This is a genomic window from Psychrobacillus sp. FSL H8-0483, assembly GCF_038637725.1.
Classification (GTDB): domain Bacteria; phylum Bacillota; class Bacilli; order Bacillales_A; family Planococcaceae; genus Psychrobacillus.
Genome location: NZ_CP152052.1, coordinates 3,301,906 through 3,324,404 on the forward strand (window position 1 = coordinate 3,301,906; position 22,499 = coordinate 3,324,404).

General features: G+C 36.6%; 21 protein-coding genes and 1 pseudogene. 7 read left to right on the forward strand and 15 right to left on the reverse strand.

What is annotated here, in order from left to right; translation table 11 throughout:
• Window positions 1–53: 53 nt before the first annotated feature.
• The 4 genes from MHB48_RS16020 to MHB48_RS16035 all read left to right on the forward strand — a co-directional run bounded on the left by MHB48_RS16020 (window position 54) and on the right by MHB48_RS16035 (window position 1,749).
• Window positions 54–434 carry a helix-turn-helix domain-containing protein gene (locus MHB48_RS16020; protein ID WP_342598931.1) on the forward strand — a complete coding sequence of 127 codons (381 nt, stop codon included), beginning with the start codon at window positions 54–56 and terminating at the stop codon, window positions 432–434.
• Between the two features lie 445 nt (window positions 435–879).
• Window positions 880–1,278, forward strand: a complete 399-nt coding sequence (locus MHB48_RS16025; RefSeq protein WP_342598932.1) for a hypothetical protein — start codon at window positions 880–882, stop codon at window positions 1,276–1,278.
• A 12-nt stretch (window positions 1,279–1,290) separates the two neighbouring features.
• A complete protein-coding gene (locus MHB48_RS16030) occupies window positions 1,291–1,494 on the forward strand; it encodes a helix-turn-helix transcriptional regulator (protein WP_340923108.1) in 204 nt (67 codons plus the stop codon).
• 48 nt (window positions 1,495–1,542) lie between these two features.
• Window positions 1,543–1,749: a hypothetical protein gene (locus MHB48_RS16035; RefSeq protein ID WP_342598933.1), complete on the forward strand. Its 207-nt coding sequence runs from the start codon at window positions 1,543–1,545 to the stop codon at window positions 1,747–1,749.
• A gap of 239 nt (window positions 1,750–1,988) precedes the next feature.
• On the opposite strand, the pseudogene MHB48_RS16040 reads toward MHB48_RS16035, so the two are convergent.
• From MHB48_RS16040 to MHB48_RS16050, 3 genes and pseudogenes are all read right to left on the reverse strand, one after another.
• Window positions 1,989–2,090, reverse strand: a pseudogene (locus tag MHB48_RS16040) (hypothetical protein); the annotation flags it as partial.
• A gap of 131 nt (window positions 2,091–2,221) precedes the next feature.
• Window positions 2,222–2,599, reverse strand: a complete 378-nt coding sequence (locus MHB48_RS16045; protein ID WP_342598934.1) for a MaoC family dehydratase N-terminal domain-containing protein — start codon at window positions 2,597–2,599, stop codon at window positions 2,222–2,224.
• A 5-nt stretch (window positions 2,600–2,604) separates the two neighbouring features.
• Entirely contained in the window at window positions 2,605–3,384 is a 780-nt protein-coding gene (locus MHB48_RS16050) for an enoyl-CoA hydratase (RefSeq protein ID WP_342598935.1), read from the reverse strand.
• A gap of 394 nt (window positions 3,385–3,778) precedes the next feature.
• Between MHB48_RS16050 and MHB48_RS16055 the strand changes: the two genes are divergently transcribed.
• A protein-coding gene (locus MHB48_RS16055; protein ID WP_342598154.1) for an IS3 family transposase occupies window positions 3,779–5,136 on the forward strand; the annotation gives its coding sequence in 2 pieces (ribosomal slippage) (window positions 3,779–4,232 and window positions 4,232–5,136; 1,359 coding nt in all).
• 94 nt (window positions 5,137–5,230) lie between these two features.
• Here the strand turns inward: MHB48_RS16055 and MHB48_RS16060 are convergent.
• The 3 genes from MHB48_RS16060 to MHB48_RS16070 form a co-directional block, all read right to left on the reverse strand.
• Window positions 5,231–5,575, reverse strand: coding sequence for a YlbF family regulator (locus MHB48_RS16060; RefSeq protein WP_342598936.1), 345 nt, complete (start codon window positions 5,573–5,575; stop codon window positions 5,231–5,233).
• A 19-nt stretch (window positions 5,576–5,594) separates the two neighbouring features.
• Entirely contained in the window at window positions 5,595–6,737 is a 1,143-nt protein-coding gene (locus MHB48_RS16065; protein WP_342598937.1) for a DUF445 family protein, read from the reverse strand.
• Between the two features lie 192 nt (window positions 6,738–6,929).
• On the reverse strand, window positions 6,930–7,319 hold the full coding sequence (locus MHB48_RS16070; protein ID WP_342598938.1) for a ferritin-like domain-containing protein: 390 nt from the start codon (window positions 7,317–7,319) through the stop codon (window positions 6,930–6,932).
• A gap of 72 nt (window positions 7,320–7,391) precedes the next feature.
• Here MHB48_RS16070 and MHB48_RS16075 point away from each other — a divergent pair, with 72 nt between their 5' ends.
• Complete coding sequence (locus tag MHB48_RS16075; RefSeq protein ID WP_342598939.1) at window positions 7,392–7,595, forward strand: YheE family protein; 204 nt, start codon at window positions 7,392–7,394, stop codon at window positions 7,593–7,595.
• A gap of 317 nt (window positions 7,596–7,912) precedes the next feature.
• Here the strand turns inward: MHB48_RS16075 and MHB48_RS16080 are convergent, their stop codons facing one another.
• The 5 genes from MHB48_RS16080 to chrA all read right to left on the reverse strand — a co-directional run bounded on the left by MHB48_RS16080 (window position 7,913) and on the right by chrA (window position 15,638).
• Complete coding sequence (locus MHB48_RS16080) at window positions 7,913–9,091, reverse strand: M20 family metallopeptidase (RefSeq protein WP_342598940.1); 1,179 nt, start codon at window positions 9,089–9,091, stop codon at window positions 7,913–7,915.
• 81 nt (window positions 9,092–9,172) lie between these two features.
• Window positions 9,173–10,429 (reverse strand): MFS transporter, encoded by a 1,257-nt coding sequence (locus tag MHB48_RS16085; protein ID WP_342598941.1) that lies wholly within the window; start codon window positions 10,427–10,429, stop codon window positions 9,173–9,175.
• Window positions 10,430–10,617: 188 nt separating this feature from the next.
• The gene (locus MHB48_RS16090; protein ID WP_342598942.1) at window positions 10,618–12,357 is read right to left on the reverse strand and encodes an ABC transporter ATP-binding protein; all 1,740 of its coding nucleotides are present in this window, start codon (window positions 12,355–12,357) and stop codon (window positions 10,618–10,620) included.
• On the reverse strand, window positions 12,354–14,096 hold the full coding sequence (locus MHB48_RS16095) for an ABC transporter ATP-binding protein (protein ID WP_342598943.1): 1,743 nt from the start codon (window positions 14,094–14,096) through the stop codon (window positions 12,354–12,356). Before MHB48_RS16095 ends, MHB48_RS16090 begins: the two co-directional genes overlap by 4 nt.
• Window positions 14,097–14,480: 384 nt before the next feature.
• Entirely contained in the window at window positions 14,481–15,638 is a 1,158-nt protein-coding gene (gene chrA / locus MHB48_RS16100; protein ID WP_342598944.1) for a chromate efflux transporter, read from the reverse strand.
• Window positions 15,639–15,879: 241 nt separating this feature from the next.
• Here chrA and MHB48_RS16105 point away from each other — a divergent pair, with 241 nt between their 5' ends.
• Window positions 15,880–17,220, forward strand: a complete 1,341-nt coding sequence (locus MHB48_RS16105) for a hemolysin family protein (protein WP_342598945.1) — start codon at window positions 15,880–15,882, stop codon at window positions 17,218–17,220.
• 59 nt (window positions 17,221–17,279) lie between these two features.
• Here MHB48_RS16105 and MHB48_RS16110 read toward each other — a convergent pair whose 3' ends face one another.
• From MHB48_RS16110 to MHB48_RS16125, 4 genes are all read right to left on the reverse strand, one after another.
• Window positions 17,280–17,927, reverse strand: coding sequence for a response regulator transcription factor (locus MHB48_RS16110; protein ID WP_342598946.1), 648 nt, complete (start codon window positions 17,925–17,927; stop codon window positions 17,280–17,282).
• Window positions 17,928–17,941: 14 nt separating this feature from the next.
• Window positions 17,942–19,057, reverse strand: a complete 1,116-nt coding sequence (locus MHB48_RS16115; RefSeq protein WP_342598947.1) for a GAF domain-containing sensor histidine kinase — start codon at window positions 19,055–19,057, stop codon at window positions 17,942–17,944.
• Between the two features lie 138 nt (window positions 19,058–19,195).
• On the reverse strand, window positions 19,196–20,917 hold the full coding sequence (locus MHB48_RS16120) for a phospho-sugar mutase (protein ID WP_342598948.1): 1,722 nt from the start codon (window positions 20,915–20,917) through the stop codon (window positions 19,196–19,198).
• Between the two features lie 16 nt (window positions 20,918–20,933).
• The gene (locus tag MHB48_RS16125) at window positions 20,934–22,478 is read right to left on the reverse strand and encodes a GNAT family N-acetyltransferase (protein ID WP_342598949.1); all 1,545 of its coding nucleotides are present in this window, start codon (window positions 22,476–22,478) and stop codon (window positions 20,934–20,936) included.
• Window positions 22,479–22,499: the final 21 nt, after the last annotated feature.

Sequence of the window (22,499 nt, forward strand, 5' to 3'; positions counted from 1 at the left end):
TTTGTGCGGAGGTTACCAAACGGTTACTACTATAAGTAAAGGAGTAAATGTCCATGTCAGATACATTAAGAAAAGAGATCCAAAAAAGAATATTAAATCAAGATTATCATTGTGAAAAAGAACTTACCTTATCGATTATTAGCGGGAAATGGAAAGTTGTTATTTTGTGGCATTTAGGTGTAGAAGGGACACATCGATTCAGCGAACTTCAAAAGCTTTTCCCGGGAATATCCCATAAAATATTATCAAATCAATTACGTGACCTGATAGAAGATGCAATTGTTCATAGAGAAGTGATTCCAGAAGTTCCTCCGAAAGTCGAATATTCAATGACTGAACTTGGGATGACGTTATTACCTATCGTTGAGATGATGTATGAATGGGGAAAAAAACGAATAGATCAAATTAAACAAGAAGAAATATATTTAGAATAATGGAAAAACTAAATCATTTACGAAGATATAAAATGCTTGTTCTAGCAGAAAAAGTAATATTAAATATAAAGAAGACGTTTTGTTGTATAAAAAATCTCGGACTTATTCTCTACTTATGTTAGAAGGGCAGAAAGAAAATTAAGGTTTATTTTGTTCCATAATCGGGAGCGATTGTTTAATAAGCTTCTCTGTTCTTATTAAACTAACGAGGTGCTTTAGTGAAAGATCGTTGAGCTGCTTAGGCAGCTCTTTTTTCTTGTTCAACTAAAGAAGCAGTTTAGTTGAACACTATTAAAACTAAAATCGTTCAAACGATGAAATATTTCGTCATTTGAAGAACCATTATTTACTGATTGAAATTTGTTTTGAAAAATGTTAATGTGAAATTAACTTCACATGAAGTAAACTTCACTAAAGAAGAATAAGCTGGTTAGGAGAGGAATGTTTGAAAAATCTATTCATACAGCGTTTTTTAGTCTCAACCTTGATAATTATAATGGGAATCATTCAAATAATTCTCGATACTTCAGTAGGATTTAATTTTGGCTATATCATAGTATTCCTAGGTGGAATAATTTTGTTGTACTCAACAATTTCTAACATTACAACCCGAAAGAATAAATCATTAGAAAAGGAATTAGCAAAGGAATATGACGAAAGAGATGCTTTAATTGATGGAAAAGTTGCTCGCTTTTCCTTGCATATTCTGATATCCGAAATTTTAATTCTTATGTTTTTAACTAATTTTGTGGTAATCCCAACAAATACTGCATTATTTGTTGTCTTAATATCTTTAATAATTATTGAATTTGGGTCTAGAAAGTATTACAATCATTTCCTTTAATCAGGAGGATTTATGGAAAATAGAGTGAAAGAATTGCGAATAGAATATGGGATAACGCAACAAGAATTAGCTGATAAAGTAAGTGTATCTTCTAGAACAATCATCTCATTAGAAAAACAAAAGTATAATCCATCTGTGCTACTTGCGTATAAAATAGCTTCAGTCTTTAATTTATCAATTGAAGAAACTTTTATTTTTGATGAGGATGACAAATAATACATTTCATAAAGATGCACATATAAAAAAAACAACGGAGGAACATAAATGCTTATTATATTATTTATTTTAGGGGCTGTTTTAATAGTTTGGGGTATTTATCGTATGAAAACAGATGATGGCTTATTTGGAAAAAAACAAAAAAGTAAAAACATATTCAATTTACTTCTAATGGGAGAAGCTTCAGGATTAGGGCAATTTTTGAGTGGGATTCTGTGTATTGTTATAGGTATTATCGCGTTTTTTGTGAAGTAGTAATAAATGAGAATTTCTATTTTCCACTGAAATATTGTGAAAAATTTCACTTCAACTAACGGAGGCTTTAGTTAAATATTCGCTTTCCGAAATAATCAATCTTTATTACAAAAAGCCCTACACAGGTATGAAAAATAGCCCCTTTTTGATCAATCTTTGTTCAAAATAGGGGCTATGATTTTCTATTAGGATCAGCATTTGTAGCTGTATTTTAATCCATCTTTATTCCAAACCAACACCTAACTGGACGCTACGGATTTCTTCAATAATTCCTTTACTGGCCCTCTAACAACCTCCCCATATGCTTGGAATCCTTCATCGTTAAGGTAATCGTATCTTTCTTGTAGGTTTTCTGTATTTAAAAGCTTTCAGGGCTAAATGATTGTATAGGAGTTTTTGGCGCTCGGATGCAATTGTTACTCTCATTCAAATTAAAAAGAGTCGAAGGTCACCCCCTTCAACTCCCGCTACATTATTCCCTTATAATCCCGTGGCTTGTTCCAATCAACACTTCTTTACCATGCTGATTGCTATAAGTAGATTTGATTTCTATCTTTTTAAATCCCTCTGATTGGACTACATCGGTAATAGACAGCTCGCAGGTAATCGTATCACCCGTGAAAACTGGACGTAGAAACTCGCTCACCAATTCTCTCGCAATATAGTTTAAATCTCCACCAATTTTTGTCCCAATGCTTGCAGTTAATAACCCGTGAACCATCAACCTACCTTGATCATCTCGTACCATATGATGTTTTCCTTTGTCTCCAGATATCTCTGCAAACTGTATGACCTCACCTTCGCTAAACGTTCGTTTCCAAGTAAAAGTTTCCCCTATTTTTAACTCCATAATGGTTACACTCCTTTAAATACAGGTGTACGCTTTTCTACGAATGCATTAATTCCTTCTATATGATCTGCTGTTTGACGCATTGCACTTTGCATTTTTGCTTCTTTTTCTAAAATTAATTCTAGGTCTCGTAGTTTAGATGCATGTAATATTTCTTTGGAAGCGATCATTGCAGCAAGTGGTGATTGCAGAAGCTTTTGAGCATAGGATTCCGCTGTTGCTTGGCCTAATCCATCTGACGCTACCTCATCCACTAGACCTATTTTTAGTGCTTCTTTTCCTGTAAATAGCTTGCCGCTCCACATAAGCTCCTTTGCTTTTGGAATTCCAACTCTTTCTTTTAGGAAGAAATGTCCTCCACCATCGGGAACAAGACCAATTCCAATGAAATTCATCGCAAGCTTACTGTTTTCTTCTGTAATAATAATATCGCATCCCAGTACCATACTAAATCCAAGCCCGGCAGCTGCTCCGTGAACAGAAGCAATTGTAATTTGAGGTAATGTATATAATGTTGTAGCAACACGAGATAAATAAACCATAGCGTCCTCGATATTGAGTTGATTCTCCGTATCTATCATTGATTTTATATCTCCACCTGCTGAAAAGGCATGCCCCTCTCCCTTTAGAATTACCACTTGAATAGATAGATCTTCTTTTAATGACTCTAAACTCTCCGCTAGCTCTCTCATCATTACTTCATTCATAGCATTCATTGTTTCTGGTCGATTTAACGATAAAGTTGCAATTCTTCCCTCTTTTTTTACTAGTAAAGTTTCATACATCACGATTTCCCCTTTATAAGTGAATGATCATTCATTATTAATAAATTCGCCTTCTTATAATTTTATTCCTGCTAGAAAGAAGAAATTCTTCTGCAATACAAAAAAGGGCTGTCCCTAAAGTCATATAGTGACTGAGAGATGGTCCCTTTTCCAATGTATTTGATTTCCGTTCCAGACGGACGGTTTCCGCGGACATGGCTTCAGTCTCCTCGTCGCTTTCGCTCCTGCGGGGCCTTCAGCTCATGCTATTCCCGCTGGAGTCGCCGTCTTCCACTACAATCAATTGCCTACAAAAAATAGTAGTTTAATAAAAAGTATACAAAAAACAGGTGTAGAAAAAGATGAACTGCCCCGTAAAAGTTAGACACCAATCTAACTTTTACGGGGGTTTTTTATGGCAAAAGTAAGGGCTGAACAACGTATTCAAGCAGTTCAACGATACTTATATGGAAATGAATCTATGATTGAAATCGCAAAAGATATCGGAGTGACAGATCGGGTTGTAAATGAATGGGTTCGCCGTTATCAAAAAAATGGTGTAGAGACTTTCTTAAAGTCCTATACAAAATATTCAGCTGACTATAAAATGAATGTACTTAATTATATGAACGAGACAGGTACATCTTCGATTAATACAGCTGCATTATTTAATATTTCATCTCCTGGCATGATTCGGAATTGGAAAATGAAGTTTGAGGTTGGTGGTTATGATGCCCTTGTTTCTAAGAAAAAGGGGCGTCCATCCATGAAAAAAGAAACAAAAAGAACAACGAAACCAACACCAATTGAAGGATCTGTTGAGGCATTAGAGGTACGTATTAAACAATTAGAAATGGAGAATGCGTACTTAAAAAAGTTGAATACTTTAGTTCAAATGCAAGAAAAATTACCAATCAAATCAAAGCGCAAGTAATTTATGAACTAAAGGAAATCTATGAAGTAGTGGAATTAATCAAAGTCGCTGATATTCCACGTAGTACGTATTATTACTGGGAAAAGCGTTTGAATCGTACTGATAAATACGCTGAAGTGAAAGTCGCAATTCAGTCCATTTATCTTGAACATAAGGGACGTTATGGTTATCGTAGGATTGCCAAAGAACTGAAAAAATACGGCTTTCATTATGATCCTAAAACGATTAATTATTTGATGAATGCCATTGGCATAAAATGTGAAGTCCGCATGAAGAAATACCGTTCGTATAAAGGAAACGTCGGAAAAATTGCCCCAAACATGTTGCAACGCGATTTTACAGCGAAAAAAATGAACGAGAAATGGGTAACAGACGTGACAGAGTTCCATCTATTTGGTGAGAAACGCTATTTATCACCCGTCCTTGATTTATGCAATGGCGAAATCATTGCATACACAGTAATGAGTCGTCCAGTGTACAAACTAGTCCATGATATGCTAGAACAAGCATTGGAGCGCCTTCAATCAAGTGATCAAGTCATTCTTCATTCGGATCAAGGTTGGCACTATCAAATGAAAAAGTATCGACAAACATTAAAACAACATGGGATAATGCAGAGTATGTCCCGTAAGGGCAATTGTTTGGACAACGCAGTCATTGAAAATTTCTTTGGCTTATTAAAATCTGAACTCCTGTATCTACAAGAGTTTGAATCCATGGCACATTTTGAACAGGAACTCAAAGACTATATTCACTATTACAATCACAAACGAATGAAGGAAAAATTAAAAGACCTAAGCCCGGTGGAGTACCGAACTAAGGTCTTAGAAGTTGCTTAACTATATATGTCTAACTTTTTTGGGTCAGATCAAGACTCGTTTTTCTACACCTGCTTCAATTTATGGGCTTATTGGACAGCCCCTTTCATTCAAGTTAGATACCTTCGTATAATTCTTGAACAGGTTTAATTAACACTCGGTTTACTTCTTCAATTAATTGGCTTAATGCCATTTCTGCTTGAAGCATATGGAAGATTTTTTCATTACTTTGTGCAAGCTGAGCTGTTTTTTGTGCGTACTCTATCTCTTCACCAGATATTTCTTCGCCCTTCATTTGCTTCTCTTGAAGGGATAACTGTATTTTACGGAAGCTTTGAAATAGCGCTAGGGCTTCTGAATCAGCTTTTACTGATTCGACCGCTGCTTTTACATTGGCAAACTGGTCTGTTTGGCGTAGGCTTGCTTCTAACTTGTTAATGTCATCATAAATATTAATCATTTTTGTAGGCTCCTTTAATTTAAGTAGTGAAAAATACGATTAGTCCTTGGATAATTCCTATCAGACCTCCAAGAACGCCACCTAGAACGGTAATCATTTTAAATTCACGTTTGGAAATACCAAGTACGATATCTTCCAGGCGTGCTACTGGGAAAGAATCAACTTGTTCTTTTACCATATCTTCTAATCTCATTTTACGCAATACTTCTTCCAGCTTTGTTTCTGCTTCTTTAAATGCAAACGCAGTAACTTTTGGTACCAGCTGAGTTTGCGTCCATTCAGTTGCACCCGGGAAGTAGTGAATAAGGTTATGATTCAATCTTTCTTCTAGAGCCAACTGATTGGTCAGGTAACCCTTCACATTGGCAATAACCGGATCAAAATCAAAGCCTTCCATCATTTTAATAATTGGTTGATCCTTTAATTTTTCCCACTCGTTCTGAACAATTTTTTCCAGCATGTTCTTTGTTCCTGGGGCTTTTAAAAACTTCAATATTTCTGGTTGAACCTTTCCTGCTAACGAAGAAGATTCTCCCATAAACATTTGAATCATACTCCCAAGCGTTCCTTTAGTAGAAAGAAAATCATCAATGAGGTTTTTAACCGCCATTTTCCCTTCTTCTGATTGGAAGAAGTCTTCTCCTTTGAGAAGTATATACGAAACAATTTCCCCCACTTTACTATCTGCTTTTTTCTGCCATTCTATAGGAGCAAGCTGACGAATCGTTTCATTTTCAAATTTTGCTTTTATTAGATTAAATTGCACATCTATTTGCTCATTTATTTTTTCATTTGCAATGGAGGCAACATTTTCAAGTCCGCCAAGTTTCAACCAATCCCTAATCGTCTTATCCGATTGAAGGATATTGTCATTTAACTGCTGAACGATTAGGGTATTTGCTTTTACTCTCATTTCCTCGTTGAAATACTTCTTTTTAAATATATCAGGCGTCAATAAGTGCTTAATAACCGTATTTCCTAATTGTATTGCAAGCTCATCGCGTCTTTTGGGAATTAAACCCGGTGTGAAAGGAACTCGCCATGACCCTATATATTTTGCTTCATGTGGTCTGAAAAGCATTTTAATAGCTAAGTGATTTGTAACTGCTCCAATTGCCGCTCCAACAACTGCCATGAATGTGATTGTCCATAAAAAACCCATCTATTTCACCTTTTTCCTCTAGCTTCTAGCTTATTATAGCAGAGGATAGACAAGCACATCAAATTCGCCTTGAAGTATTTAGGTCTAGATTTTAGCATTGAGCTTGATGAATTTCTTACAAAATCTGGAGTCGACCGAGGAGGGCGTTACTTTTGTGACAGCATGGTTTGGCGTTGAATGATGTTACATTTTTTACAACGCGTTATACATCATTGAAAACCGAATAGCATGCTCCGTTTCGTCATGCATAGCAACAAAAAGTGGAGCATATGCTTGCTGAACTGGAATTTGAAGCAACATTTCTTTGTACATTTCAGCACCCTCTAGCTCATCTCTCACCGCATCTTTCGCGCATGTTTTCAAGTCTACACAAGGAGGTCGTTTTTCCAAGTTTTGAACAAATGTCCCTGTCAGCATATAATAGAGTTGTTGAAACATTTCATAATGGCTTTTTTCATCTTCATACACATGCTCTATGAAGCCTTTCCAGTATGGATCGTCTGTTAAGTTATACATATCTACATAATAATGATAATCGGCATATTCATTTTGTATTGCTTGTTTTAATTTTTCAGTAAACAAATAGATGCTCCTTTACTAGTCATTTATACTAGTGTATGCGAATAAAATCTCTCACATGAAAGGTTGATTTCTTTGCTACAGCACTTTAGCTTCAAATCCTTATATGAAAATAAACAATTACCTGGATGGTCCGTCTCCTTCTTCTACAAACAACACAGATATACAGCAGAATACGAATCAGAAGGCACGATTAAGTGGATTGGCGACACACCTGCTGATGAAGAAAGCGTCAAAAAAATGATACATGAGCTAATGCTGTTTCACGTGTATGACTGATACTCACAAAATTTGTAGATAAGGAAGCTAAAGAAATATATATTTTACACGGAATAAAGTATAGTTGATTTCCGCTATAGGCGGACGCTTTCCGCGGGGTGAGCGATAAGCCATCACCGCCGTTACACGTCGTTTGTGATGTCTTATCTGTCTCACTCATCCCGCTGGAGTCGCCGCCTGGCGCTTCCATCAACAAGGTGATAAATGTTCGCATTTTATGACAAAGTACTATTTATGAAATTAAATCAGTTATAAGAAAATCAAAAGCTGCATGTAGTTTAGAATTCTAAACACATGCAGCTTTATTTATTCATTAATTATTCATTTTCTAAGTAGTCAAAGACAGTTCCGATAAACACTTTTCCTATTTCTTTCATCGAGCGCTCATCCACATCAAATTTAGGATGATGATGTGGATAAGTTGCATTTAGTTCTTCATTTCTTCCACCTATAATAAAAAATGTACCTGGAATCACTTTTTGATAGTATGCAAAATCCTCACTACCCATCATTGGATCACTCTCGATGACATTTTCATCGCCAACAATCGATTTCGCTACTCTTTCTACACGTTTTGTTTCAGTTGGATCATTGTATATAGAAGGGCAATCATTAACGTATTTCAATTCGTATGTAGCGTCCGCCGCTTCACAAGTGCTTTTCACTATTTTTTCCATTGATTCTTGAATCAGTTTTCGAACTCCCTCATCATACGTTCGAACAGTTCCTTTAATCGAAGCGGAATCAGGAATAATATTCGTAGTACTTCCACTTGTAAATGCCCCTACAGTCACTGCAGCTGCTTTCAATGGATTAACTCTTCTACTTACAATTTGTTGTAAATTGAGTACTACTTGACTTCCCGTTACAAGTGCATCAACTGTTTCATGAGGAGATGCCCCATGGCCACCTCTCCCATGAATCGTAATATAAAAATCATCTTGTGCAGAGGATGCATAACCTTCTACTACACTAACTGTACTGTAAGGTTGTTGTGACATGACATGTGCACCATAAATTACATCTACTCCATCTAAGCAACCATCTTTAATCATGAATTCAGCGCCACCAGGAGAAGTTTCTTCAGCAAATTGATGTAAGAATACAATCGTACCAGGTACTTCCTCTCTTACTTCACTCAATACTTTGGCAACCCCTAAGAGTGCCGCAGTGTGAATATCATGTCCGCAAGCATGCATTACACCTGGAATTCGAGATTTATACTCTACTTCTTTCTCATCTTGAATTGGAAGCGCATCAAAATCAGCACGAAGAGCAACCGTTTTTCCGGGTTTCCCACCTTTTAGATAACCTAGTACGCCTCTTCCACCAACCTGCGTTTTCACTTCTAATCCTAAACTTGTTAGATAAGCTGCAACTTTTTTCGGTGTCTCTACTTCTTCATGTGAGAGTTCTGGATACATATGAAAATCTCTTCGCAATTCAACTAACTCTGGATAAATTTCTTCTAGTCTATTAAACAAATTTTCTAACATCCTAAACCCTCCTAATAAAAATCTACTGATTACCTCCCTTTTATACCATATTATTATTAGTATAGAAAGGAAGGTTTTTTACTAGATCCTTCCTATTTTCTTTCGACCAAATAAAATATAAAAATAAGTAGAGGCAATTATATATAATATCCCTGTAATCGTAAATGCATATGCATACCCCCAATAAAATCCAAACGTCATAACGAGCCCTGTCGAAATAGTTCCAGTACTTGCCCATCCTATATTAAACACCATTTGGTTTACTGAATTGGAAAGTCCCTTATATTTATCATGTACAAGATCCATAGCTATGGCACTTTGAATCGGATTTCCTGCATTCATCAAAGCCTGTCGCATTAAAAAGGCGATTGATGCAATGACAAGTGAATTCGTATATCCTGTAATAAATAAGAATGGAATGGAAAGAAGTTGGAAAATAACAAGTGCTCTCACTTGACCAACCCTTTTCACAAGAGCTGGCCCCAATAACATGGCAATTGCAGTCATTGCAGATCCAAGTGATAAAATTAACCCAATGTACGTGTTGGAAGCATCAAATCGATTCGAAAAATATAAATTTAAGTAGGGAATGACAAGTCCAGATCCCGTTCCAATTAGCAAATTCGCAAATCCAAATAATACAATAATCTTTACATTACGTGTAAAAGCATTCGGTAATTCTTTTTCTAATGGATTTACTTTAGATTCTTTTTCTACTCTTTTTACAACTGGCTTTAATTGAAATAAAGGAATTAAAGCTGCTGTAAAAATGACCGCTCCTAAAATTAATACATATTTAATCGCATCTACAGTCGGTAGAGATGCATACACATGGAGTGCATCTGCTAACACTCCTCCCCCCAAGCTTCCAACGACACTTGCAATCATAATGAGTGAAAAGTGAATGCTGAACAAATGCATACGCTCGCTTGCATTAGAATTTTCCGCTAAAAAAGGGACACCTGACACTTGAACAAGTGCCATAAATAGACCTGTGAAAAAAGCAGCGTAAATAAGGGACTGTTCCCCTTCAGCTATACTTCTATAAAAAAGAGTCCCAGCCGATATTACTGTACCAATGATGATGATGCCCTTACGTCCAAATCGATCGCTTAAAAAACCCGCTGGAATAAGCATAATTGCCGAAGCAAGTGAAGTCATGGATATCACTTTTCCGTTTACCGCTTCTGGTAATCCTAACTCCTTTATATACAAATTGTACATCACCATAAAAACACCCATTCCAATTTGAATGAGTATATTCGCAAGCATAAACATGCGAATGTTTCTATTAAATGAAGCTATTTTCTTTTTCCAATCCTGGAGCCAATGAATCATACGAGACCTCTTCCGTTCTTTATTTCGATACTCTAAATATACGATTCCCGTCAGAAAAACTCAATACAGTTTTGACTATTTAGACCGTAATTTAAGAAACGTTATCCCCAAGTTTGAAACTCATTCGTGCAATATTGGAGCAGTCCCCCTCAGATATATAAAATAAAAAGGGAATATCCCCGCATGTTTTACACATGCTGAGATACTCCTGCTTGTAATTTGTACATTTGTTCATAGCGTCCTTGTAGCTGTAGTAACTCGTCATGAGTTCCACTTTCCACAATTTCTCCACGATCTAATACTAAAATACGGTCTGCATTCTTAATAGTAGAAAGTCGATGTGCAATGATAAACGTAGTTCTTCCTTTTTTCAATACATCCATTGCATGCTGAATAATTTCTTCTGTTTCTGTATCAATGTTTGATGTCGCTTCATCTAAAATAAGAATGGCCGGGTCAAATGCAAGTGCCCTTGCAAAAGAAACTAGCTGTCTTTGTCCTGAGGATAATGTACTCCCCTTCTCAATGACAGGTTCATCCAATCCTTTTTCAAGATTTTTTAACACGCGCTCTCCACCAACCGCTTCTAAAGCAGCTTCTACTTTTTCACGGGATATCCGTGGATCGCTTAAACTTACGTTTGACTCAATCGTTCCCGAGAACAAATAAGGATCTTGTAAAACAATCCCCATATGATCTCGAATTGTTTGTCTTGGTAACGTCGTAATGTCAGTTCCATCTATCAAAATCTTTCCTTTGGAAGGATCATAGAAACGGAACAATAAGTTCATAATCGAACTTTTACCGGATCCTGTATGCCCGACAAGTGCTACCGTTTCTCCTTTATTCGCAACAAAGTTTAAGTTTTTCAATACATAATCCTTTTCTTTATAAGCAAAGGAAACATTTTGAAACTCCACATTTCCTTCGTAACGATCCATTCGTTGGTCTTCCACCTTCTCCCCAGATTCATCCAGTAATCGGAATACACGATTTCCAGCCACAAGTGATCGCTCTAACTGAGAGAATTGATTTACGATTCCTGTAATTGGATTAAATAATCTTGTTGTGTAATCCACGAATGCATATAGCAGACCGGCCGAAACGATTGTATTTGCTTCCATTGATTGGCTTCCAAAAACCCAAATGAATAACACAAACATAATCGAACGCAACACACTTACTAAGTTAAAAGAAGTAGCTGAATCTAGTGTAAGTAATTTTTTCTGATATCGGTAATGTTCTTCATTCATCTCTTCAAATTCATGGTCCATTTGTTTTTCTCGTTTAAATGCTTGAATAATGGACATCCCTTGAATGGATTCATTCAACATCGCGTTCATATCTGCAATCTTTGTACGAACAATATGATTATATTTGGAAGCATATTTTCGATATGCAATCATCCAAACATACACAATTGGGAGAACAAATAGTGCAATTGCAGCCATTTTTACATCTAAAATAAATAATGCCACGTAAACTCCAGCAATTGAAATTATACTTGTAGCAAACTGAGATAGCACTTGCACGTATAAATTACGAATTGCTTCTGTATCATTTGTTACACGCGCTACTACTTTACCAGCTGGCAAGTTATCAAAATACTGTATTGGCAACGTTTGGATGTGTTGAAAAACATCGTTTCTTAGCTTTTGCACAACTCGATTTGCACCAATCTGTAGATTAATAAACATAAAATATCTAAATACTGCAGTTACAATAGACAGACTGAAGAACACCGCTAATAGCATTAATATGGGCTGAAGGTCAATAGCCCCTTCCATAATGTGCTCATCGATAATTTTCTTTGCAATAAATGGACCTGACAAATCGCTAAACACTGCAATAGTCAAAAAGATTAAACCAAGCATAATTGGTTTCTTATAAAATAACGCATAATGGTAGAGTCGTTTTCCTGTACTCATGACGACACCCCCTCAAGCTGTTGACGATCGTATTGTTCTTTATACCAACCATTTTGCCCTAGAAGTTCATCATGTGTACCTTCTTCGACAATCAGTCCTTCATCTAAAACGATAATATGGTCTGCATGTTGAATTCCTGACAATCGATGCGTCGTAATAATTGTTGTCTTCCCACTGCGTTCATTTTGTATATTTTCAATAATCTTCGCCTCTGTTTTTGCATCTACTGCAGAAAGCGAATCATCTAATAGTAAAATCTCCGGATTTTTAATAAGTGCTCGAGCAATTGATACCCTTTGTTTTTGCCCACCGGATAGGGATACTCCTTTTTCTCCTACAAGTGTTTCTAATCCCATCGGTAAGTTCATCAAGTCTCGTTGGAAATGAGCTAATCGAATTGCTTCTTCTAGCTCATCTTCTGTCGCATCCTCTTTACCAAAAAGAATGTTTTGACGAATCGTTCGGGAAAATAACACATGGTCTTGAGGAACATATCCAATCCATTCTAAAACCTGATCTTTCGTTTGCTCTGAAATGGCTGTATCTCCAATTGTTAGTTGGCCAGCCCCAATCGGATATTCCTTTAATAATTGCTTCATAAAGGTTGTTTTTCCCGAACCGGTTTTCCCAACGATTCCAAGTGTTTGCCCTTTCTCTAGGTTCACACGGATATTTTGAAGATTTTTTACTTGCGATAATGGATATTGGAATCCTACATCGTCAAATCCGATGGAATCTACTTCTTTTAATTGAACTGGAGCAGCAGGATCTTTCACGTCTGCTTCATAATCCAATGTTTCCTGCACACGATCAAGAGAAGCATTCCCACGCTGCATGACATTGATTAATTCACCGATTGCAAACATCGGCCAAATTGCCATCCCTAAGTAAACATTAAATGTAATTAGGTTCCCAACAGTCATCTCATTTTGTGATACAAGATAAGCACCATAACCTAATGCAACAACATAGCTGATACCAGTTCCTACTTTAGTGATTGGGCCAAATAATGCATCAATTCGTTCTACAACCATATTTTTTTGATACACTTCTTCACTCATATCCGCAAAATTTTGCTCGTCTGCTCGTTCTTGCACATAAGCACGAATAACACGAACACCAGCAACTGATTCTAATACTCGATCATTTAAATCACCAAATGCGTCTTGTGCGACCATATATTTTTCGTGTATGATTTTTCCTAAATATTGCATGATTAATGCTAAAATCGGTATTGGTAAAATTGCAAAAATGGTGAGCTTCCATGAAATGATGAAACCCATTGCAAGAATTAGTGCAGCCATATACATCGTAGAATCAATCAACGTCATAATTCCAAAACCAGCTGTTGTAGCTACAGCATTTAAATCGTTCGTTGCACGAGCCATCAAATCGCCCGTACGATTTTTCTCATAAAAAGTTGGTGTCATGCTCAAAAATTTACGATTTAGCTTCGAACGTAAAATGCGCTCGATCGAAATAGAGCCACCAAATAATTGGTATTGCCAAACAAAGTTAAGTCCATATCCCACAATGATTATTCCAACAAAATATAATACATATTGCAATAACGATTCCGTTGTCATCTTACCCAACGTAATCGTGTCAATTGCTTCACCGACTAACCATGGAGCTAAAACTTCAAATGCGCTGGCGATAATTAGCAAACTAACAGCGACTGTATATCGCTTCCAATGATCTTTAAAAAACCATTTCAATTTAAATAAAACAGAAAACATTCTTATCCCTCATTTCTTTTCTCTATGTTTAGGAAAGCTATCCACCTTCTAGAGATTCCTTTAATAAAATTTGTCTTGTTCGTTGAATAATCATATTCAACACTCCTCCTCATCATTTTATAACCAAAAAATGGAAATATAAAGACGCAAAAAAGCACATTACCCATATTCCGGCAATGTGCTTTAAAATAGACAAAGTCGTTCCTTAAATGTCTATTAATAAATCATTTTACGTCTGATGGAGGTATGAAGAAATTATTAAATTGTTTGTCATATCTTTTAAACGAATCATTTCTCATACCTCCATTTCCAATTTATTTAGTGTCCCTTAACATTAGCACATAGAATTTTCCATTGTCAATACTTTTCGAAAAAAGCGACTAATTAAATAATATGCATAATTGCTCCAAGGAGTGCACTTACTAATACTACTTTAAAAGGTGCCCATTTATACACGACAAGTAACGTAAAAGTTATAAGAACAATGACAAAATCTGTTGAACTGTTCACAGCACTTGTAAATACTGGATCATATAATGCAGCAAGAAGTATTCCTACTACCGCGGCATTCACTCCTTTTAAAGCTGCTTGGATTCCTTTTTTCGATCGTATAACTGACCAAAAAGGTAATGTTCCCATTACAAGTAAAAAAGAGGGTAAAAACATTGCTATAACTGCAACAAATGCTCCTGTCGTGCCCGCAGTAACTTGGCCTAAAAACCCAGCTAGTGTAAAAAGTGGGCCTGGTACTGCTTGAGCTGCTCCGTATCCTGCAATAAATACATCCGACGAAATATCCACTTCGCGTTGTAGCATTGGTAAAACAACATGTCCCCCACCAAAAACGATCGAACCAACACGATAATATGTATCAAATATGGCATAATAAACGGATTGCATAAAAGGTTTAAAAATAGGCAATAAAATCAATAAAGTAAAAAATAAAATCCAACTTATAATTCCCGTCTTTTTCCCAAAAGTAAGTGACATCTTAGGAACAGGATCAACCAGTTCTTTTTTAAAATAAAAATATCCAAAAAGCCCAGCTACAACTATAATACTAATTTGTCCAATAGCTGTAGGAATAAGTAGAGTGAGTCCTGCACAAACTATAGCAATTGAAATTCTCATACGGTCTGGCGCAAGTGACTTTTGCATTCCTAGCAGCGCCTGAGCAACTACTGCTACTGCAACTATTTTTAATCCTTGTATCCATCCACTGTCATATGAACCAGTTGATGTAACAAACATTGCAAATAGCATTAGTATGATGACAGATGGCATTGTAAATCCGAACCAAGAAATAATACCACCTAATATCCCTCCCCTTAGTAAACCAATGGATATACCTACTTGAGAGGAAGCAGGACCAGGTAAAAACTGACATAAGGCTACTATGTCCGCGTATAATTTATCATCTAACCATTTTCTTTTTTGGACATACTCTTCACGAAAGTAACCAATATGCGCTGCGGGACCTCCAAATGAGGTAAACCCAAGCTTTGTAGCTGCTTTTAAAATCTCCAAATATTTGTTTGCCAATTACGCTCACCCCAATCATCTTTCTATTATTATGATATAAAATTAGCCCTTTGATTGATAAGTTTATGTTAATTTTCAAACCTTTTATGAACAGCAGCAATGTCATTATATTCAGTGTAAGAAGAAAGATTTGTAATTTCTTTTTTTATATTTTATTATTAAACCTATAAACTATTTTTTAGAAAACAGGAGGTGTACACTTTGTTCTACCCCCCATTTGGGTTAGGGACAAAGTAATTATTTGGACATAGCCATACGGTTGACAGCATTTGCTGTCTTAATCGCACTCACTGCATTTTTTGTTGCTAGTGAATTTGCAATTGTAAAAGTAAGAACGACAAGAATTGATCAGCTGATAGCTGAAGGAAACAAAAAGGCATTAAATGCCAAAAAACTCGTTTCCAATTTGGATGAATATCTTTCTGCCTGTCAGCTAGGTATTACCATCACTGCTTTAGGATTAGGGTGGCTTGGTGAGCCGACAGTAGAAGCACTGTTACATCCAGCATTCGAGTATTTTGAGCTTCCTGAGAGTGTTTCCTCTATACTTTCGTTTATCATTGCATTTTCTCTTGTAACTTATATCCATGTAGTGGTAGGAGAATTAACACCAAAAACATTTGCAATTCAACAAGCAGAGGCTATCACATTAGCAGTTGCAAAACCGCTCATCATTTTTGATAAGCTTATGTATCCAGTTATTAAAGGGATGAATGGATCTGCACGCTTTCTAGCAGTTCGTGTGTTTGGATTGAAGTCTGTTTCCGAATCTGAAGTAGCCCACTCGGAAGAAGAACTTCGGATGATTCTTTCTGAAAGCTATAAAGGCGGAGAAATAAATCAAGCAGAATACAAATATGTAAATAAAATTTTCGAATTTGACGATCGCATTGCAAAAGAGATCATGGTTCCTCGAACTGAAATTATTTCGATTGACAAAGATCTCACACTTAGTGAGGTATTTGAGTTAATAGGAGTAGAACAATATACAAGATATCCTGTAACAGATGGTGACAAAGACCACATTATAGGCCTTGTTAACATGAAAAACCTATTAACAGCTTATATTAAGGATCCTGCCAATGCATCTACTCGTGTTATTGACTATATGCAGTCTATTATTCGAGTAATTGAAAATATGCCTATTGCTGATTTATTACTTAAAATCCAACGTGAACGTATTCATATGGCCATCTTAATGGACGAATACGGCGGTACTTCTGGTCTTGTAACAATTGAAGATATTATCGAAGAAATCGTCGGTGATATTCGTGATGAGTTCGACACAGATGAGCTTCCAGAAGTTCAAAAAGTCGCGGAAAATCATTATATTGTGGATGCAAAAATGTTAATTGGAAATGTAAATGACCTACTAGGAATCGATATCGATGAAGAAGATATTGATACAATCGGTGGTTGGTTTATGACAAAGAGCTATGATGCTGTAAAAGGCGAAAAATTAGTGGAACAAGGCTTTGATTTCATGGTAAAAGAGATTGATGGTCATCACATTCAATACTTAGAAATCATTAAATCTGCTCCTGTTGACACTGAACTAGAAGATACAGTAGAAGTACAATAAATAGAATATAAGCACATGGAAACATGGGGAATCTCTAGTATAGAGACTCCCCATGTTTTTTATTGTCCACTAGACTCCGTCAATCCATGTTTGACTGCATAAAGTGCAGCTTGTGTTCGATCCTGGACGTGGAGCTTTGTAAAAATGTTAGATATATGTGTTTTCACTGTTTTTTCTGTTACGAACAAAGAGGAAGCTATTTCACGATTACTTTTCCCTTTTGTTAGTTCTGACAATACATCCTGCTCTCTAGGTGTTAACGGATGTTCTTCATGTGGACTTAATTCCATTGGTTCATTTTCTTTAGCTAACTGAGTTGTAGCTTCAGGATGTAACGTATTTTCTCCTCTCATTAGCTTTCGAATAGAATCTGCTAAATCATCCGGTTCAATATCTTTTAATTGATACCCTGCTGCACCTGCCCTTAAAGCTGGTATGACATGGTCTCTATCAGAGAAGCTTGTTAGCATTAAAATTTGAATTTGTGGATATTTTGTTTTAATTCGCTTCGTTGCTTGTATACCATCCATTTCAGGCATAACAAGATCCATGAGGACAACGTCTGGCTTTAAACTCTCTGTCATTTCTATAGCTTCTTTTCCATTCGTTGCTTCACCCACGATGTCCATATCCTTTTGTGTCATTAAAAAGAATCTTAGCCCTCTTCTCACTACATGATGATCATCTGCAATTAATACTCGAATCATATATATCCCCCTTTCTAATAAGGTAAACGTACTAGTATTTCCGTCCCTTTATTCCATTCTGTTACCCAGTCAATGGTTCCTCCCATTGAATTTGCTCGATCTCTCATGCTCTGCAAGCCTATAGACGGAAGAATTTTTAATTCATTCATATGAAATCCACAACCCTCATCTTTTACAACTAAGAGAACGTCTGTCGGGGTCACTGTTAAATACAACTCTGCATTTAATACACCTGAGTGCTTTCGAATATTATTTAATGCTTCCTGAGCAATACGAAATAAGGTCTCTTCCATATTAGCTGGTAGGTTTATAACGCCCTTTACTTTAAACGTTAATGTTAGTCCTAATATCTCGCCATAGCCCTTCAAGCCTTCAATTATACCCGCTTCCAACCCTTTTGGTCGAAGCTGCCATATAAGTGCGCGCATTTCAGTCAAAGCTTCCTGCGTTAAATATTGTATTTCTTTAAAGGTAGTTTTGACTTCCTGCTGCTCCGTCATTTCAATACCACCTCTTGCCGTTAAAGTAACTGAGAATAACAGCTGATTAACAGAATCATGCAAGTCCCGAGCAAGACGATTTCTTTCTTGTACAAGTGCAACCTCCCGCTCCTGATTTGTCAAAAGAATGCGCTTGATCGCAGATCCGATTTGGAATGCAACGGACTCTAACAATGCAAGTTCTCCTTCTGAAAAACGAATCGTATTAGGAGTAGCTACATTTAAAAGACCAAAACGTTCCTGCCCAGACTGTAATGGAACCGTAGCGTGATGGGTAATGCCTTCATTGTTTTCATTTTTCATCTTTTGGGTATTTTCAATTCGTTTACATTCAATGATGTTCGATGCTTTTTTTAAATCACCATTTCGAAATCTTGAAACACACCAGCATCCACCTTTTTGCAAGTGTCGGCAATCATTTTGCTGTAGTGCATTAGGCAAATTTTCATGTGTGATAAGTTCTTGCTTACCTTTTTCATTAATAAAAAATATCCAGCCTGTTTCGAAAATAGTGCCTTCTAATAACTTGCGAAGTGCACCTTGCAGCATCTGCTCCATTTCCGTCTCTTCATTTAAAAATTCGGCTATTTCTTTTAATAGTTCTATATTCGAGAGTTCGTTTGACTGCATGTAAACTCCTCCATGTATAATCATCCTTTTGTATAACATTTTATCATTTAATGCTATGAGACTGTAAAAACAAGACATCATACTTTTGACCGAAAAAAAACGAGAAAAGCTTATACCGCTCCTCTCGTTTTTAATCTATTATTCTTCTAAGTACTTATTCATTTTAGCAGTGAAGGCTTCTTTCAACGATTCTAGCTTTTCCATACTTTCTGCTTCTGAGCCACTTGTTACCCCAAAATAATATTTAATCTTCGGCTCCGTTCCACTTGGTCTCACACAAACCCATGAACCATCTGCGAGAAAATATTTTAAAACATTTGATTGTGGCAATAAAATTTGTTCTGCATCTCTACCATCCGTATATGTTCGTAAAGAAGTTAAGTAATCCTCTTGTGATTGAACAGGTATTCCTGCAACCTCTGTTAACTGATTGGCACGAACTCGTTCTAGTAAGTTGTTAATCGCCTTCGCACCACTTACTCCTTTTTTCGTTACAGATACTAGTCCTTCTAAATAGTAGCCATGTCTGTCATATAGGGTACGTAAGGCGTCCACTAATGTCATGTCACGTTCTTTATAGTACGCAGCAGCTTCCACGATAGCTAGCACACTTTGGACAGCGTCTTTGTCGCGCGCAAAGCTTTTTACTAAATAACCGTAGCTTTCTTCATAGCCAAACAAAAATTGGAATTCTTGGGTTTCTTCATATTGCTTAATCTTTTCCCCGATAAATTTAAAGCCAGTTAATACATTTTCTGAACTTGCACCATAATACTCTGCAATAACTCGTCCAAAATCAGATGTTACAATTGTTTTAAAGACTCGCCCATTTGCAGGCATATTGCCCTTTTCTTTTCGTTGAGCCAATAAATATTCAATTAGAATTGCACCGGTTTGATTGCCAGTTAAAAGCTGATAGCCCTTGTCCGTTTTTACTGCTACTCCTACACGATCGCCGTCTGGATCCACTGCAACTAGAATATCGGAATTCTGTTTTTCTCCATATTGAATCGCATACTCAAAAGCACTTTGTTCCTCAGGGTTTGGTGATTTTAAGGTAGGAAACTCGCCATTTGGTTCCATTTGTTCAGCTACATAAAAAATATGCTTATAGCCCACTTCACCTAAAATTCGTTTTGCTGTTTTACCGGATGCTCCGTGAAGAGGAGTAAATACTACTTTTAAATCAGTAGTTAAAGCTAAATCAGGATTTTCCTGCACAGTTTTCAATGCTGCTATATAAGCTTGATCCATTTCTTCCTCTAAACGAATGATTAAATTCTCGTCTATAGCCGTTTGTTTTATTTGAAGAGCATCTCCCGCATTCTGTACATGCTGAATAACAGAATCGGCATCTTCAAGGTTAAGCTGTGCTCCATCTTCTCCGTATACTTTATAACCATTGTATTCAGGAGGATTATGACTTGCCGTAATAACAATCCCCATAAATGCATGTAGCTCACGTACCGAATAGGAAAGCTGAGGTGTCGTTCTCGGTTCACTATACACATAAGCCTTAATGCCGTTAGAAGCTAATGTATTTGCTGCTTCTTGTGCGAATTGAGGAGAATACCTACGACTATCATAAGCAATTACTACTCCCCGACTCATCGCATCCACGCCGGCAGATTTTATGTAGGAAGCTAATCCCGATGTAGCTTTACGAACCGTATATGTATTCATACGATTCGTTCCTGCTCCAATCTCTCCGCGCATACCACCAGTACCAAATTCTAAATCTCGGTAAAATGCATCCTCTGTTCGTTTTTCATCTTTCGCTAATAGCTGCAGATCTTCTTTCCAAACACTTTCCAATTCAGAAGAACTATCCCATTGTTCGAATAATTGTTTATACGACATTTAGCGATTCTCCCATTCATTCTTTTTTATACTCAATACTGTATACATCATGGCGACGATCTTTTAGATGCTTAACCGTTCCATCTTGTCGTTGACGTCTTAAGATTTCTAAATCAACGTCTCCTATTAAGACCATTTCTACATTCGGTTCTGTTTCTCCTACAATTCCATCCCGTGCGAATTCAAAATCAGAAGGTGCAAAAATAGCTGACTGAGCATATTGAATATCCATATTTTCCGTCTGTGGTAGATTTCCTACTGTACCGGAAATGACGGTGTAAATCTGATTTTCAATGGCACGAGCTTGTGCGCAGTATCTAACTCGTAAGTAACCTTGTCGATCCTCTGTACAAAATGGAGAGAAAATTATGTTCGCTCCCATATCTGTCGCTATTCGCGCAAGTTCTGGAAATTCGATATCGTAGCAAATTTGAATCGCAATTTTACCACAGTCAGTATCAAATACTTGGACCGTATCCCCTGCACTAATACCCCACCATTTACGTTCATTCGGTGTAATATGAATTTTATATTGCTTATCAATTGCTCCATCACGGTGGAATAAGTATGCTATATTATAAATTTCTTCATTCTCTTCTTCCACAAAGTGGGAACCAGCAATAATATTGATATTATATCGAACCGCTAAATCTGCAAATAATTCCATATACTGTGGAGTGTATTCGGTTAATTTGCGAACAGCTTGACTTGGTGAGCGTTCTTCTAAGAAAGACATGAGCTGAGTCGTAAAAATTTCTGGAAAAACAACGAAATCTGATTGTGCGTCTGAAGCTACATCTACAAAGTATTCACATTGGTGTGCAAACTCTTCAAACGAGTTAATTTTGCGCATCATATATTGAACTGCGCAAATTCGTACAGGATAGCTTGTTTTAAAATGCCGTTTTGATAGTGGAATATAGTCTACATTATTCCACTCCATTAACGTTGCATATTTAGCAGAAGCCATATCATCTGGTAAATAGTTCGGATTAATACGCATTAATGTGAACCCATTCATCAGTTGGAAGGTTAACACAGGGTCATATATTTTATGTCGAGAAACAGCCGTCACGTATTCTCTTGGTGACATTTCTTCCGTATGCTTATGATAGTTTGGAATTCGCCCACCGATAATAATGGATTTCAAATTGAACTGCCTTGCAATGTCCTTTCTTCCTTCATACAAACGTTGCCCGACTTTCATTCTTCTATAATCAGGGTGAACCATTACTTCGATGCCGTATAAGTTGTACCCGTCTGGATTATGATTTGTAATATAACCCGAATCTGTCACATCAGACCATGAATGTCGATCGTCGTATTCATCGAAGTTAATCACAAGACTGGAACAAGATCCAATTACCTTTCCGTCTAACTCTGCTACCAATTGTCCTTCAGGAAATATAGTTAAATGGCTGCGCAAATGTGCAACTTCCCAAGGATCCATACCTGGAAAACAAAGACGCTGAATTTCTAATATAGGTGCTATATCTGAAAAAGAAGTTTGTCTTATAATCATTTTTTTTTCAAACTGAGATGAATTGAATTCTTCTGACATGTTAACCGCTCCTCTTCTTTT

Excerpts from the sequence above, each read along its gene's own strand:
- MHB48_RS16110 (WP_342598946.1), bottom strand. The coding sequence starts at position 17,927 with ATGATTCGAGTATTAATTGCAGATGATCATCATGTAGTGAGAAGAGGG.
- MHB48_RS16050 (WP_342598935.1), bottom strand. The coding sequence starts at position 3,384 with ATGTATGAAACTTTACTAGTAAAAAAAGAGGGAAGAATTGCAACTTTA.
- MHB48_RS16035 (WP_342598933.1), top strand. The coding sequence starts at position 1,543 with ATGCTTATTATATTATTTATTTTAGGGGCTGTTTTAATAGTTTGGGGT.
- MHB48_RS16090 (WP_342598942.1), bottom strand. The coding sequence starts at position 12,357 with ATGAGTACAGGAAAACGACTCTACCATTATGCGTTATTTTATAAGAAA.
- MHB48_RS16085 (WP_342598941.1), bottom strand. The coding sequence starts at position 10,429 with ATGATTCATTGGCTCCAGGATTGGAAAAAGAAAATAGCTTCATTTAAT.
- MHB48_RS16045 (WP_342598934.1), bottom strand. The coding sequence starts at position 2,599 with ATGGAGTTAAAAATAGGGGAAACTTTTACTTGGAAACGAACGTTTAGC.
- MHB48_RS16080 (WP_342598940.1), bottom strand. The coding sequence starts at position 9,091 with ATGTTAGAAAATTTGTTTAATAGACTAGAAGAAATTTATCCAGAGTTA.
- MHB48_RS16095 (WP_342598943.1), bottom strand. The coding sequence starts at position 14,096 with ATGTTTTCTGTTTTATTTAAATTGAAATGGTTTTTTAAAGATCATTGG.
- MHB48_RS16060 (WP_342598936.1), bottom strand. The coding sequence starts at position 5,575 with ATGATTAATATTTATGATGACATTAACAAGTTAGAAGCAAGCCTACGC.
- MHB48_RS16065 (WP_342598937.1), bottom strand. The coding sequence starts at position 6,737 with ATGGGTTTTTTATGGACAATCACATTCATGGCAGTTGTTGGAGCGGCA.
- MHB48_RS16120 (WP_342598948.1), bottom strand. The coding sequence starts at position 20,917 with ATGTCGTATAAACAATTATTCGAACAATGGGATAGTTCTTCTGAATTG.
- MHB48_RS16115 (WP_342598947.1), bottom strand. The coding sequence starts at position 19,057 with ATGCAGTCAAACGAACTCTCGAATATAGAACTATTAAAAGAAATAGCC.
- MHB48_RS16125 (WP_342598949.1), bottom strand. The coding sequence starts at position 22,478 with ATGTCAGAAGAATTCAATTCATCTCAGTTTGAAAAAAAAATGATTATA.
- MHB48_RS16030 (WP_340923108.1), top strand. The coding sequence starts at position 1,291 with ATGGAAAATAGAGTGAAAGAATTGCGAATAGAATATGGGATAACGCAA.
- MHB48_RS16020 (WP_342598931.1), top strand. The coding sequence starts at position 54 with ATGTCAGATACATTAAGAAAAGAGATCCAAAAAAGAATATTAAATCAA.